The 14,962-nt window shown below is 39.9% G+C and carries 10 protein-coding genes; 3 read left to right on the forward strand and 7 right to left on the reverse strand.

The genetic code is table 11. The features are described from left to right. Positions 1–64: 64 nt before the first annotated feature. Positions 65–862, reverse strand: coding sequence for an SH3 domain-containing protein (locus FHK89_RS12440; RefSeq protein ID WP_230660911.1), 798 nt, complete (start codon positions 860–862; stop codon positions 65–67). A gap of 126 nt (positions 863–988) precedes the next feature. Next, positions 989–2,599, reverse strand: coding sequence for a helix-turn-helix transcriptional regulator (locus FHK89_RS12445; protein ID WP_230660913.1), 1,611 nt, complete (start codon positions 2,597–2,599; stop codon positions 989–991). Between the two features lie 514 nt (positions 2,600–3,113). Between FHK89_RS12445 and polA the strand changes: the two genes are divergently transcribed. Then, positions 3,114–6,110 (forward strand): DNA polymerase I, encoded by a 2,997-nt coding sequence (gene polA / locus FHK89_RS12450; protein ID WP_442966595.1) that lies wholly within the window; start codon positions 3,114–3,116, stop codon positions 6,108–6,110. Between the two features lie 100 nt (positions 6,111–6,210). Continuing rightward, the gene (locus tag FHK89_RS12455) at positions 6,211–6,996 is read left to right on the forward strand and encodes an SDR family NAD(P)-dependent oxidoreductase (RefSeq protein ID WP_230660919.1); all 786 of its coding nucleotides are present in this window, start codon (positions 6,211–6,213) and stop codon (positions 6,994–6,996) included. A 93-nt stretch (positions 6,997–7,089) separates the two neighbouring features. Here the strand turns inward: FHK89_RS12455 and FHK89_RS12460 are convergent, their stop codons facing one another. The 5 genes from FHK89_RS12460 to FHK89_RS12480 all read right to left on the reverse strand — a co-directional run bounded on the left by FHK89_RS12460 (position 7,090) and on the right by FHK89_RS12480 (position 13,625). Beyond that, on the reverse strand, positions 7,090–8,109 hold the full coding sequence (locus tag FHK89_RS12460; RefSeq protein WP_230660921.1) for a hypothetical protein: 1,020 nt from the start codon (positions 8,107–8,109) through the stop codon (positions 7,090–7,092). A gap of 151 nt (positions 8,110–8,260) precedes the next feature. Next, the gene (locus FHK89_RS12465) at positions 8,261–9,541 is read right to left on the reverse strand and encodes a right-handed parallel beta-helix repeat-containing protein (protein ID WP_230660924.1); all 1,281 of its coding nucleotides are present in this window, start codon (positions 9,539–9,541) and stop codon (positions 8,261–8,263) included. Between the two features lie 142 nt (positions 9,542–9,683). Further along, positions 9,684–10,616 carry a glutaminase A gene (glsA, locus tag FHK89_RS12470; RefSeq protein ID WP_230660927.1) on the reverse strand — a complete coding sequence of 311 codons (933 nt, stop codon included), beginning with the start codon at positions 10,614–10,616 and terminating at the stop codon, positions 9,684–9,686. A gap of 66 nt (positions 10,617–10,682) precedes the next feature. After that, positions 10,683–12,212 carry a putative glutamine/gamma-aminobutyrate antiporter GadC gene (gene gadC, locus FHK89_RS12475; protein ID WP_230660929.1) on the reverse strand — a complete coding sequence of 510 codons (1,530 nt, stop codon included), beginning with the start codon at positions 12,210–12,212 and terminating at the stop codon, positions 10,683–10,685. A gap of 30 nt (positions 12,213–12,242) precedes the next feature. Then, positions 12,243–13,625, reverse strand: a complete 1,383-nt coding sequence (locus FHK89_RS12480) for a glutamate decarboxylase (RefSeq protein WP_230660932.1) — start codon at positions 13,623–13,625, stop codon at positions 12,243–12,245. A 1,037-nt stretch (positions 13,626–14,662) separates the two neighbouring features. Between FHK89_RS12480 and FHK89_RS12485 the strand changes: the two genes are divergently transcribed. After that, a complete protein-coding gene (locus tag FHK89_RS12485; RefSeq protein WP_230659099.1) occupies positions 14,663–14,890 on the forward strand; it encodes a hypothetical protein in 228 nt (75 codons plus the stop codon). Positions 14,891–14,962: the final 72 nt, after the last annotated feature.

Raw genomic sequence — 14,962 nt, forward strand, 5'->3', positions numbered from 1 at the left:
TCTGCGCTGATAATACTTATTTCTTATCATAGTACTAACTAGCTAGTACGTTATCTATAATTGTTCACAGTACAGTATAGTCAACAATGCGTAAGCGCTGGTTGCTATCTACTCGTAGACGATAAATCACATCTATGGGTGGAACATATGGTGATGGAATAAAACTTACTCTGACATAGTAGTTGCCATTTTGAGTTGGATAGCTTGGGTCATTGACGACTTGCAAATTGCTAACCTGTGCTGTGTCTTGGTTAAAATATAAAGGATGCGCTCCAGCAATATTTGCTAAATACTGATCAAGATATTGTGAATGCACAAAGGTACGGAAAAATCTGCGGTCACTATTGGCATTAACATGACCATATTCACGATACATTTTTTCTATCAATAATCTTGCATAGTTATCATTAATATAAGGACTCACATAGTTTGCTGGACGATTACTTCGACTTGTCGTGCGTCTTTGGTTCGCTGGTGGCGTGTAACTACTGCCACTCACTGGCGCAATATAACGTTTAGACACCCAACCTGATTTGCCTGTGGGAACTTGCTGTGCCAGACACCAATCTGCACCTTTTGGCTTTGATACACAGCAAATCACTTCAAGATTACGAGTGTTATATGGCAAAGTATGAATTTTGGCACTTTTGGGTGTGGGGTCACGACGCATATTAAGTACATCATTAGAACGAACATTGGTTACTTTCCAGTTACCTTGTTGTGCTTGATAATCACATTGGTCACTGGTACTCAAGGCGTGAGCAGGGCTTAGCATTGACAAACTAATACCAATACCCACCGCTATTAAAGATAATTGCCTTGTACGAGCAACTGCTATCGTGTTATTAGAATTATTTGACACGGCGATACTCCTTATTAATTATTACTATTTAGCTTAACAATATTCAATCTAACAATTTCTAATACAAAAAAAATCACCCATATGGGTCACTTTTAGCTTAATTTATAAGTTTTTGCTATTTTTTCATTATTTTGCTGCCATTGCTTGCTTCAAAATCCATTGCCACTGCTCTAGTGATAAACTGTAATAGGCATCTTTTAAGATAAGTGTGTGTACGTTATCAAAGCTATCAGCAAAGTGATTGACACTATCAATATTACAATAAGCATCGTATTCACCGACAATACAATGAATATCATAAGCTGCTTGAGCAAACTGCCATTTACTATCAAGCAATGCTGATTCAAAGGCAATTTTATGGCTGGCAAGTTGGCAATGCTTACAAAAGTACTCAGCCAAATACGCATGCTCTATCCAATATTGTACCTTTTGCCTATCCACTTGATAACGCTGATAAGATAAGCGTTTGGCAAAATATAGATGCTTATTTTTGGCTGCTGCATCCACAATCTGGGGGGTAATAGAAAACCAGATTTTTTTGCCCACTTTATTTGCTTTTGCCACATTTTGATATTCTTTGTGCAAAAAATGGCTGTGAGTCATATATGGACTGGGCAATATGGGAGAAACCAGTTGTATCTGGCGCACCTGAGCAACCAAATAAGGACTCATATTCAGCGTGACAGCGGCGGCAGAGTGAATACCCAACAAATAAATGCCTTGTTTTGTTTGTGCTCTATAATCTTGCAAATAGTGATTAATGGGCTCAGCTAGTTGCTGACAAAGACTGATTAAATTATGTGTTTTCCAGTCTTTTTTAGCGATCAGCAAATGCGAATTACAGATGAGTAAATGGCAGCGATTCTCCATACCCCATTGATGCCAAGTTAGTGCTTTATCAGCAATCATATCCCACAATATGCCAAAAAAACTGGGAAAAATAACAATGATACGCCCTTTTGGACAACCCAAGCTAATCAGTGGTTTATTGGTTAAATCCTCCAGCATTTCTTTGTTTTTATCATCCAATTGATTGCTGATTTCACCCAACCAATGTGTGCCTGCCAATAGCTTAACCATCAATTCGCTTTGACTGTGTGTTTGGGTTTTACGCATGATCGACTTTAGGTGTGAGCGCAACGTCTCCACATTAATGTTGGCATTTTCAGCGGCTGTCTTACTGTTACCATGCTCCAACATCACTTGTATAATATGACTTTCTGTAGATGAAAGCTGATACATATTTTTGAGAGTGTCTGTATTGACTCGCAAATGATGGTCATAAATATAGGCAATGTAATGTACTTTATGATGTTGGTGGTATATCAGAACACCGATATGATAGTCAGCGCCCCCTGTTTGCCACTTTGCGGTGACAAAGCTATTTGCCTCTTCTGTCTCAAATTTGGGAATAATGTGCTTAAGTATAAAACGCTGTAGCTCAGACTGATGGCTGATATGGGTGGCTTTTTGATTACATTGCACCACTTGGGCATTAATATCCAAAAATAATACTGCAAACGGTAATGTATCAAAAACATCATGAAATAATCGCCATTGGCTCATTAGCTGCTGACGAAATGCCAATGCTTGTTCTAATCGCTCATGAAAGTTATGACTGGCTAAATGTTGATTATCACCATAACTTAACAAGCTCATATATAGCTCAAACCAATGCGCATCATCCATGTTTAGTTGCTGCAAATCATGTAATAGCTCATATTCTGCCTCTTTCATGTTTGCTCCTTATAAATAATTGCAATACATTTTTTATAAATAGTTTTTATAAATAATACAGCTAAAAACAAAAAGAAGTTACGTCGTACTATTAAGTACTATCATGACATTTAGTGTCTTAATTGCTCTGGTGAGATTATTATTTTGTTATATAAAAAATAATTAAGTTTTTAATTTTTCTATATATTTAATGCAAATAAATCATCTATTATTATTTATTTTAACCTATTGTAAAATCATGTAATCGGCATTTAAAAGAACATAAAGAAACATATTTTAACTTAAATATACAAATTTATGTAATTTAGAAATATTTGGCGATTGATTCAAAAAGCAGCTATTTCGATTTTTGGTTATAATAGCTGCATCAAATTCGCTAAACTTTGCCAATATATACAAAACAAACCATTCTTAGATTTCTGATATTCCCATAAAATAAGTGACCTCCATGACCACACCTTCTGATACTTCGCACGATGCCATTGACCCTAATGTATTACCTAAGTTCTCTGACATGCCTGATGTCACCCAAATGGATACCAGTCACATCAACAAAAGCGAACCGCCATTTATCTTAGTTGATGGCTCATATTATTTGTTTCGCACCTATCATGCACTGCCTGATATGCTGACCACACAAGGACTGCATACCAACGCAATACGGGGTACGTTAAATGCCTTACTCAAGCTAATGCGTCGCTATCATCCGACCCACATGGCGGTCTGCTTTGATACAAAATCGCCCACCTTTCGCCATGCGCTATCGCCAGAATATAAAGCCAATCGCCCTACCATGGACGTCGAGCTATCACAGCAAATTCCCTACATTCATCGTTTGGTGCGAGCACTTGGTATCCCACTACTGCGTATCGAAGGAGCAGAAGCCGACGATATTATTGGTACGTTGACTTATCGAGCCTTAGCACAAGGTCATCATGTGGTCATCTCAACGGGTGATAAAGACATGGCACAACTGGTCAATGATTGTGTGTTATTAGAAGACAGCTTTACTGGTAAAGTGACTGACGTACAAGGGGTGATTGATAAATTTGGGGTAACACCGACACAAATGGTCGATTATTTAACCTTAATGGGTGATAGCTCTGATGGTATTAAAGGTGTTCCAGGAATTGGTAAAAAAACCGCTGAAAAACTGCTGAAAGAATACGGCAGCCTAGGCGGTATTTTAGAAAATGTCGAGAACATCAAAGGGCGAGCAGGTAAAAACTTGGTGGAATATGCCGATGACATACCGATGAATTCACAACTTGCCACCATCATCACTGACCTTGAGATTGGACAAGATTGGGAAGATTTGCGTATCAATACCGACCCTTGCGCTTTTATTGATGAGCTACGTGAGCTATATAGTGAGCTTGAATTTAAAAATGAGCTTGCCTCGCTTGACCACCCAAACCACCCTGCCAATACTCAACAGGCTCAAAGTGTGGCAGGTAGCAAAGCCGCCACAGAGTCACAAGCACAAACAGCCAAAAGCTTACAAGCACAAAAGCAAGCAGCGATTATCGAGCACATCAAAGACAGTAAAACCCACGACAAAGCTTGGCATACCATCTTAGATGCGCCTGCGTTTGATACCCTAGTCGATAGGCTTGCCAATGCTGAGAATTTTGTCATTGATACCGAAACCACCAGCATCAATTGGCGTGAGGCTGAGCTTGTTGGGCTATCCTTTGCACTGCAAGCACACGAAGCCTATTACATTCCACTAACGCATAGCCTAGAAGACGATGCTCTGATTGGCAAGCAGCTCAATCGTGATAAGGTGCTGGCAAAACTTAAACCCATTTTAGAAAACCCTAAGATTGGCAAAGTTGGGCAACATCTTAAATATGATGCGCACGTACTGAGCCGCTATGGGATCAATTTAAATATAGACTTAAATCTAGCTTTTTCAGAAAGCGTCCTATCAAGGCAGGCGAGCGCAGATAGTACAACTGGTACAGCAAGCGAAGGCAACACAGATAGGGCGGTTTCTGGGAAGGCTAGAAACTGGGCGATGGATACCATGTTAGCCAGCTATGTCATCAACGCTGCCATTACTCGTCATGGTATGGACGACCTTGCCCGTCATTATTTACATACGCAAACCATCACTTATGAGGACGTAGCAGGCAAAGGCGCAAAACAAGTCACCTTCGATAAAGTTGCCATCGACATTGCCAGTGATTATGCTTGTGAAGATGCGGACATTACCTATCAGCTATTTGAGTTATTCCAAAATAAGCTCAGCGAAGATGACAACAACTACCGCTTGCTACATCAACTTGAAATACCCACTGCACAGATATTATGCCAAATGGAAACGGATGGCATCTTAATCAAACGTCCCTTTTTAAATGAGTTATCACAACGCTTTGATGAAGAAATCATCGCCCTAGAAAAACAAGCCTATGAGATTGCAGATGAAGAGTTTAACCTCGGCTCGCCAAAGCAGTTGGGCGAGGTGTTATTTGATAAACTTGGGGTGACAGGTGGCAAAAAAACCAAATCAGGGCAGTACTCTACCTCGGAGGCGGTATTGTCTAAAATTGAGCACCCACTGGTTGACATTGTGCTTGAATATCGCAGTTTGGCAAAACTAAAAAACACCTATACCGATGCCTTAGATGCGGTCGCTGACACCGACACCGACCGTGTGCATACCAGTTATCATCAAGCGTTAACCAGTACAGGACGTTTGTCTTCTACTGACCCCAATCTACAAAATATCCCGATTCGTACTGCCACTGGACGTCTGATTCGTCAAGCTTTCGTTGCGCCTAAAGGACGGGTAATATTGGCAGCGGACTATTCACAAATTGAGCTACGCTTGATGGCACATTTCTCTGGTGATGACAACCTAACCCGTGCCTTTAAAGGGGGCTTAGACATTCACACTGCCACTGCTGCTGAAGTTCTTGGCAAAGCAGTTGCTGATGTCACCCCAACTGAGCGACGCAATGCCAAAGCCATTAACTTTGGACTACTTTATGGTATGAGTTCGTTTGGACTATCTAAACAGCTACAGATGAGCCGTAGCGAGGCGCAAGATTACATTAACTTATATTTTAATCGCTATCCTAAAGTCAAAGACTATATGCAAAATACCCGAGCCAGCGCCTATGAAAATGGCTATGTGCAGACTATTTTGGGACGTAAGCTCTATACTCCTGACATTCAAAGTAGTAATCGTATGGTGAAGCAAGCTGCTGAACGTGCCGCCATCAACGCGCCACTGCAAGGCTCAGCGGCTGATATCATCAAGTTAGCGATGATTGCGGTTCATAAAATCCTGCCCCAAGAACATGCCAAAATGCTACTACAGGTGCATGATGAATTGGTATTTGAGGTGGATACAGATAAAGCCAATGAGATTAGCGCGCTTATTCGTGATGCGATGCAAAATGTGCTGCGTGATACCGCTAAAGATAACGGCTGGGATGTGGACTTTGCAGTGCCGTTATTGGTGGAAGTGGGTATGGGCGAGAATTGGGATGAGGCGCATTGATAACTTAGGTTGATTAAATTATATAATCAACAACAAAAACCAAGTATAACTATTATAATAGACAAACTATATTTTAGCTTAACAATCAAAGGACAATACAATGAATATTTTAATTACTGGTGCATCACGAGGCATTGGACTTGCCACCGCTAAAAAACTTGCCAGCAAAGGACATAGCATTGGACTATTTTCTATTGATGAGGATAACTTAAACACGGCTATCAAAGACAAAGCCTTTAAAAAAGCCCACAAAAAAGGCAAAATTATTTACGGCACAATGGACGTATCCAATGCTGATGACTGGGATAATGCCATTAGCCTAATGTTTAAGCAACTTGGTGGTATTGATGTACTGATTAATAATGCAGGGGTTTTAATTACAGGTAATCTGCCTAAGACTGATTTGGAGCAACAACTATCATTGATTGACGTTAACTGTAAAGGTGTTTTGATTGGCTGCCATAAAGTCGCCTCACAATTAACTGGTGATAAATACAGCAAAATCATAAATTTATCTTCTGCTTCTGCGATTTATGGGCAGCCTGAAATCGCTGCTTATTCTGCCAGCAAATTTTTTGTACGCGGGCTAACTGAAGCACTAAATATCGAATATGAACCAATGGGTGTACGCGTGGTTGACGTGATGCCATTATGGGTAAGAACTGATATGACATCAGGAATAGAAGTCACCAGTATCGACCGCTTAGGCATTAAACTCACTGCCGATGATGTCGCCAAAACTGTATGCAAACTGGTAGCGGCACCTAACAAGAAACTATCTGCTACCCACTATCCAGTAGGCTTGCCTGCCAAAGTGCTAAATGGTCTAGCACAAGTGACACCCGATGCCATCACACGCTGGGTTAATAAAAAAGTTGGTGCTTAATATTCCTATTAACCCCTGATATAAAAGCCCTCCTCTAACAAAAGAGAAGGGCTTTATTGTCCTTGTTACCCAATGGTATTAAGACTGGATAAATTATTGATAATATTTGCCAATCTGTTGGCTGATATAATCCGAGGCGACTTTATTATAAGCCTGACAAGTTACCAAATCTTTATCAGGGTCATGATTAGGTCTAATGTCATAGGCTTTGGTATAAGTGGCATGATAGATTTTGCCATGATACTGCACCGCCGCAGGGTATTGATAATTACCAATACTAGGCTGAGAGTGGCTGGTGACAAAGCCTGAGCTGGTAGTTGGTTTAATCGTCATTGAATCGAATGGTAAATTATAATAGACAGCACTGCTTGCATTAGCATCACCAACTTGTGCAGTTATAAAGCCTTGTTGATGTACATCCTCTCTCATAGATAGTTGCCAATCCATAAGGTTTGTATAACCTGTCATATCATTGCTACTAAAACTAAAGTAAGGCTGACTGACACTTTGATTTAAAGTGTAGCACTTTGCACCATTAGGAAAGTCAAATTTGTGCTGTTTGGTTTTGGGTAGGTTGTTTAATATTGTGTTAATACCTTTTGTCGCTATTTGCTCTACACCAGAGATATGAGCAATATCAACACCTTGATAATCAAAGCTATGACGAATGCTAGTGCCATTTTTTTGGTCATGCCAGTCATAATAATAAGATAAATTAGATTTAGGAACATACAAGTCAGATAACTTCATCTTAGGTGTCATAGTAAAGTCAAAAAAATCTGCCAATGTATATAAGGTAGGCTTAGGATTGGTTTGTGTATCAGAATTTACCTTACCAAAAATGGGCATGTCAGTATAACTTGCTTGACCTGACCTAATTGTTTCCTCTGTTTTAATAATTGCGGACACCTTATTATTATCATCTTTATCATACTGCACATCAAACTTAGTAAGTTTAATACTACTAAAAAGCCCTGACGATGTGCCATCATTACCATTTGAACCCTTATGTTTAACTTGATGATTTTCATCAGTGATACAAGCGGTTAATGACAAGGTAGATAATAGAGCAACCCATAAAGTTACTTTTTTTGTGATAGTGAATGTTTTCATCACAATACTAGCTCCTAAATAAGAATCATGAGAGTTATTCTCATAACATAATTTTATCATGGGCATTATTTTTACTTATGTCTTATTTTTAGGTGTTTAATTTTTCTTAATTATTTCTTTTTTATCTAGGGTCTGTTGACGACTTTATAGACTATTGAATCCTTGTGGTTGCCTGACTAGCAGGACGTATTTGTATACGTGAGCTGTCAGGTATATCAGGGGCAAAGTGATTGCCCTTTATTAAAGTATTACTCACTGCCCCCGCTTGGCTTTGCTCACGGATTTCTGAGCCAACTTTGATGGCTTGACGGACATTTTTTCCAAACTCATTATCCATTATTTTGGTGCCGTCATCTTCAACAATAATAGCCTCAGTAACATCATAAAAGTGATTGCCAATAATTTGGTTATCTTTGGCACTGTCTAAATGATAACTGGCAAATAAGCTGTCTTTAATCAAATATGCCCCACACTCAAAGCCTTTTAAATTGCGAGATTGTCGTGAAGCAACCCAAACGCCAACAGGCTCATTAGCAAAGGTATTATTCTCAATGAGGTTATCTTGTGCTGATTCGGTACGTTTAAAGTGATTATAACGACCGCTGTCATCGGCATGCTCAAAACAGTTGCGATATAAAAATATCCCCCCTGCCCCATTATGAATAAACTGATTATTACGGATAACATTATATGCCGATGAATCTACTGCAATGGCTTCACGATTAGGCTTAAAGGTGCGAAAGCCATTATCAACAAATACCGAATCGCTAATGGTATTGTACTGACTGCCAAACTCTAAATACAGCCCCACTGTACCAGAACCTTGTATATGTAAATGCTGAAAGTTGACATGGTGCACATGGTCACCAACAAAAATCCCGCTATTGGTGCTACCAACACTACTTAGATTAATGATATCAATGTCATGTGGTGCTAAAGCACGATTAGCGTTGGGGTCGGTTAAGCCTTTGCTATAACGCTGATTAGGGCTGGTTTTTTGGCGAATGTGTAAGGCATGGTCATAACCTTGAACATGACAATTTGCCACACTGATATGACTGATGGCTTGGTCGATTTTGGGCTTGATGGTGATGGCACTGCCTGATTTATTATTTTGTCCATCCGTAGCAGGAGCAGGGCTTAATGTTGCTCCATGACAGTCTAATGAGCTATTTGAGCTATCCAAAACAAACTGCACACCTTTATTTTGTAAGTCACAACCATCTGCCAATTTGCTATGTCCACTAATGGTCACCGTCTGATTGGGGGTAAATTCTTGGCAGTTATAAATGGTAGTAGCAGTCGGCAAACCTGCATTGACGACTTTTGCAATATTTTTGGATTGTGTACTGCTGTCATCTACCCGACTTTCTGAAACAGAAGCGGTAACAGGCAGTTGACCACAAGCAATAAAAGCACTGCTAACTGCCAATATTATTGCAGTCTTAGATATCAGTCTATAGGGTGTGAAAGAATAAGCTGTCATAAACTATCAACTCAAGATTATAAAGACATATCATGATGATACATCTTTATACCCTAATTGAGAAATCACAAAGAACTGACTATAAAACTCACTTCGGCAAAAACAAATTAAGCCCTAACGTATGTGCCAATTCATGCACCATCTTTTGACCACGCACGCTATTACCTGCACTATCTAATGGTGGCGAAAAGGCAGCAATACCCATCACATTGGGGACGACTGCCATAATACCGCCACCCACACCACTTTTACTAGGCAAGCCAACCGTATAAGCCCAATCGCCTGACTTTTCATAAAAGCCTTCCATCATCATTTCCGCCAAAATATGCGGGATATTTTGGGGTTTTATCACCTGTTTTTGACTGATGGGATTTTTGCCTCCTGCCGCCAAAGTCGCTGCCATGGTTGCCAAATCTACGGTATTAATCAGGGTTGAACATTGTCGGGTATAAACCTCACATGCTTCCATAGGGTCGCAAAACATATGCTCTGCAGAATACAATAGCCAAGCAATCGCCCGATTATGAAAGTTGGTGGTTTGCTCCGACTCATTGACCTCATCAGAGAGTCGCACTCGCTCACTTGCCATCTGCCGTTGAAAATCCAAAATTCTAGCCCAACGCTCTTCTTTATCCTTTGCCTCAATAATACTGGTGGTCGCCATCGCCCCTGCATTCACCAGTGGCGATAAGGGCTTATCTTGGTGTAGCTCCAACGCCATGACAGAATTAAACGGCAACCCCGTTGGGCTATCCCCGACTTTTCGGCGAACGGTTTCACTGCCTTTATCTTCTAATGCCAATGCTAGTGTTGCCACTTTTGAGATGGACTCAATAGCAAAGCCATAATCGCTATCACCACTGGCATAAACATCCCCTTCTGCTGTGACCACCGCCAATGCAGATAACTGTGCGGGTACACTTGCCAAATATGGGATATAACTGGCGTTTTTACCGCCTCTGTCTTGGTGATGTTTTTGCTGTATTTTAGTGACCAGTTCTTGTAAGTTATTTTTATTCATAAGACTTTCCTATAAAAATTTGCTAAAAAAAGGGCGACATCTTATTTGATATCGCCCCTTTTTTAATTAAGATTTCGCAGTTGTTGAGGGTGGATTTGAAGGTTGTGTGGTGGTTTTTGCCTCTTCCCAAGTAAAGGGGGCAAAGTCGGCTTGTGGGTCTTTCCAGTCTGCTTTTTTCATCGCATAAATAATAAATGGAATGACCACAAAGAACACCGTTAATCCCACCAAAATTCCCACGTACATCTCTGGGCTACCCACTTTAATCTGTGAAGGTGGAATAAAGCTAAACACAAAGGCAAGCAATGAACCTGCAAACCCTGCCCCACCGACAATCCACATACCTGCTTTTTTACCGCCGGGGATATGATAGGCACGCGGGCGGTCAGGTTGGCTATAACGCAACTTGATAGCAGCCGCAAACATCAACATATACATAATCAAATATAAGATAACGGTTAATTGACTTAATATCTGATACGCCGATTGCACCGATGGTAAGACCACAAATAGCACAGATAAAATGGTCACTGCTGACGCTTGTACTAATAAAATATGTGTTGCCATACCATGCTGATTGGTATGCTGCCACCAACGAGGCAAATATCCTGCTTTAGCAATGACCAGCAGACCTGATGATGGACCTGCCACCCAAGTCACCACGCCAGCCAAGACACCAATTGCCAGAGCAATCGCTACAATCGGAGCTAGCCATGACAACCCTGCCCACTTAAACATATCGTTATAAGCAACTAGCAAACTTTGAGTTAAGTTAATATCAGCATGAGGAATGACAAAGGCAATCGCCAATGTACCCATCACAAAGATAGACACCGTACACACTGCCGCAATCATAATGGCAATGGGGTAAGTTTTATTTGGATTATCAACCTCTTTAACGTGAATGGCATTCATCTCCATACCTGCATAAAACAGGAAGATACTGGCTGCCAACACAATATTATCAAACTTGGTAAAATCAGGAATCAACTTGCCCCACGACAAGTCGATTTGGGGCTTTTGTCCAGAAAACAAATACGCAAAACCAAGTACAATTAAGATAATGGCTGGAATAATCGTCCCGATAATACCACCCCATTTGGACACTTTGGCAAACGCATCTACCCCCCGAAAGGCAATAAACGTCGCCAGCCAATAAATGGCAAGGACAACGGCAAGGACAAAGAATTTATTGGCGGATAACGCCTGATCCCACGTCTGGTCAGGACCAATAAAAGCAAGCGACACTGCCCCAAAGGTTAATGCAGTCGGAAACCAAACGGTCACCTCGATCCACAACATAAACATGGCAAGAAATGCCAACTTAGGGCCAAACGCCTCACCGACCCAGCGAAACACCCCACCTTTTTCTGACCAACCTGTCGCCAACTCTGCAGCGACCAATGACACAGGAATTAAGAAAAATATCGCCGCAAAAATATAATAGAATATCGAGCTTAGACCATATTCAGCCTCAGAAGGTAACCCCCTAAGACTGACCACAGCCACGATGTTCATAATCACTAACGTGGTAATGCCCAATTTTTTGGCATTACTATTGGCACTCGCCTGAGTGCTAGGTGATTGAGATGACATGATGACAACTCCTTGTGGTAGCGTGAAGGATTAGGTGTGTTTAAAGCCACTGGCTTGACTGTGACCTGTCGCTTCAGGGTGGGCTTTTAAAAACTCAAGCACCGCCTTAAAGTCTTTCATAAACAGCTCAGCAAAATCCATCTCAAAACCACGGCGACACATAATACGCATCACCACCACATCAGAGCATTCACCACTTAACGCAAATGCAGGTACTTGCCAGCCACGCAGACGCAGACGTTCTGACACATCATAAAGTGTATAGCCCACCTCTTCGCCATCTTTAATCTTAAAGCAAATCGCAGGAATACCTTCCTCTGGTTTACCATTACAGATAAACTCATAAGGGTCTAACTTTTTAATCTCCTCACCCAAATACTGTGCCACTTGATATGAGGCAGTATGTACTTTGCGATAGCCCTCATGACCTAAGCGTAAAAACTCATAATATTGTGAAATAACCTGACCTGCAGGGCGAGAAAAGTTAATCGCAAACGTACCAACTTGACCACCTAAATAATCCACATTAAAAATCAACTCTTCAGGCAATGCCTCTTTATCACGCCACAATACCCAACCACAGCCAAGCGGTGCTAAGCCAAACTTATGTCCAGAGGTACTGATTGACTTCACCCGAGGCAAACGGAAATCCCACACAATATCAGGGGCACAAAATGGGGCTAAAAACCCACCACTGGCTGCATCGACATGCACATCAATATCCAAGCCAGTATCAGCTTGCAACTTATCTAACGCATCACAAATCTCTTTTGGAAACTCATAATTGCCCGTATAAGTCACCCCAAAGGTCGGCACAACGCCGATGGTATTTTCATCACAAGCGGCAAGCATACGCTCGGTATCCATAAATAGCTTGCCAGGAGCCATAGGAATTTCACGAATCTCTACGTCCCAATAGCGGGCAAACTTATGCCAGCATACCTGCACAGGGCCACAGACTAAATTGGGCTTATCGGTGGGCTTACCCTCAGCTTGACGCTTTTTACGCCACCGCCATTTCATCGCCATACCCCCAAGCATACAAGCCTCTGACGAGCCAATGGTATTGGTTCCCACCGCAGGCTCACCATCTTTGACTGGGGCATGCCATAAATCAGCGAGCATACGAGTACAACGGGCATCAATTTCTGTAGATTGTGGATATTCTTCCTTATCAATCCAGTTTTTGCTTAAAGATAAATCCATCAGTTTATGCACGTTGTCATCGTTCCATGTCTGACAAAACGTGGCTAAGTTTTGACGGGCATTACCGTCCAAAAACAGCTCATCTTCAATCATCTGATAGACGACATCATCACGAGTTTCTTCTTTTGGAAAATGATTTTTTTCAGCAGCTAGGCGAATAGAATGAGAGGCAAAACGAGAGTCGTAAAGTGAGTTATCTTTTTTCATGGCAAAAGCTCCTTATCAATTATTTATTATTAGTTTATGTAGATAAAAAGCAAAAAAACTTTTATATAACTTAATACAAGATAAAATGAAACAACAGCCGATAATTACAAATAAGGGTCATTTGTAACAGTCTCTATATTTTTATTTTTTTAGTTCAATTCAAATTAGCTTAACCTGTTTTTTTATTATTAACCCGTACTAATTTATATTTAATATTATTTTACTTTTTATCATATTTTCATGAGTGTGATATTTTTAAACTTAAACTACTTAATCACTTTTTTAATATAGCATAACAAAATTATTTCTACTAGATTGAAATATTCATAATTTTTGTTAATTATATTAAACACGTAGGTTGGCATTACTTTTAAGTGATTCCCAATAATTTCTAGCAGAAAAATAGTAAACATAAGTTTATTTTTTTATAAAAATTTATACTCTAATTTTATTAATTTAACAATATGTATCAATAGATAGTATTTTTTATAATTTATTTATTATTAATATTAAAATTTGTTAACATTATAGGACTTACGTAAAATTGTCATATTAGTCTTATAAAGCGACTGGGAGTTATTTACAAAACCTCTGGAACTACGTACAGCCAGTCCACTTGATAAAAAACGAAAAACAAAAAACAATGATTACCAGTCGCCGATTATCTATAAACTTGCGTAAGTTCTACATTAATTCTTTTTATATCACTTACTGTTTAATTATTTTTAATAATATATATTCATAATCCAAAAAATCGAGATATTTTTAGGCATAATCCACTATTATATATAGGTTTGCGAGTGTGAATGCTAAGCTAAGTTGTTGTTGTCGATATCAAATAAAACAAAGTCTTTCTCAGTTAAACAAAATCCAACATGGATACGACAAAAGTCAGTCTATTTTTTTATGCTGATTACCTATGATATAAATAGACCCACACCTTAAAGTCAAAATTTTAACAGCCCAAAGTTTTTAATAGCATTTAACAATAGATTTTAATCCATACCTTAACATGCACATATATCAAGGAGAACAACATGACACACCCATCTTCTACTAATGTCAGCACAAATAATTTAGAAACCATCGCAACTGATGAGAATCTGGTTAATGAGGGCTTAACACCATCACAACCACAAAACATAGACGATGCGCGTATCGATGAAGTATTGGTAGAAGATAATTTAGATGATAAAGATTATCCAACCATCCGTGATATTGCTGATGAAGATGCTGTCGAGCACAGCTTTGGAAAGGAGTTGTAACCCATCCAGCAATAGCAATAACTGCTCTTATAAAAAGAACGCTTATTTTTTATCTCATGACCTTTTATTTAA

This window comes from Psychrobacter sp. I-STPA10 (assembly GCF_021012795.1).
Lineage (GTDB): Bacteria > Pseudomonadota > Gammaproteobacteria > Pseudomonadales > Moraxellaceae > Psychrobacter.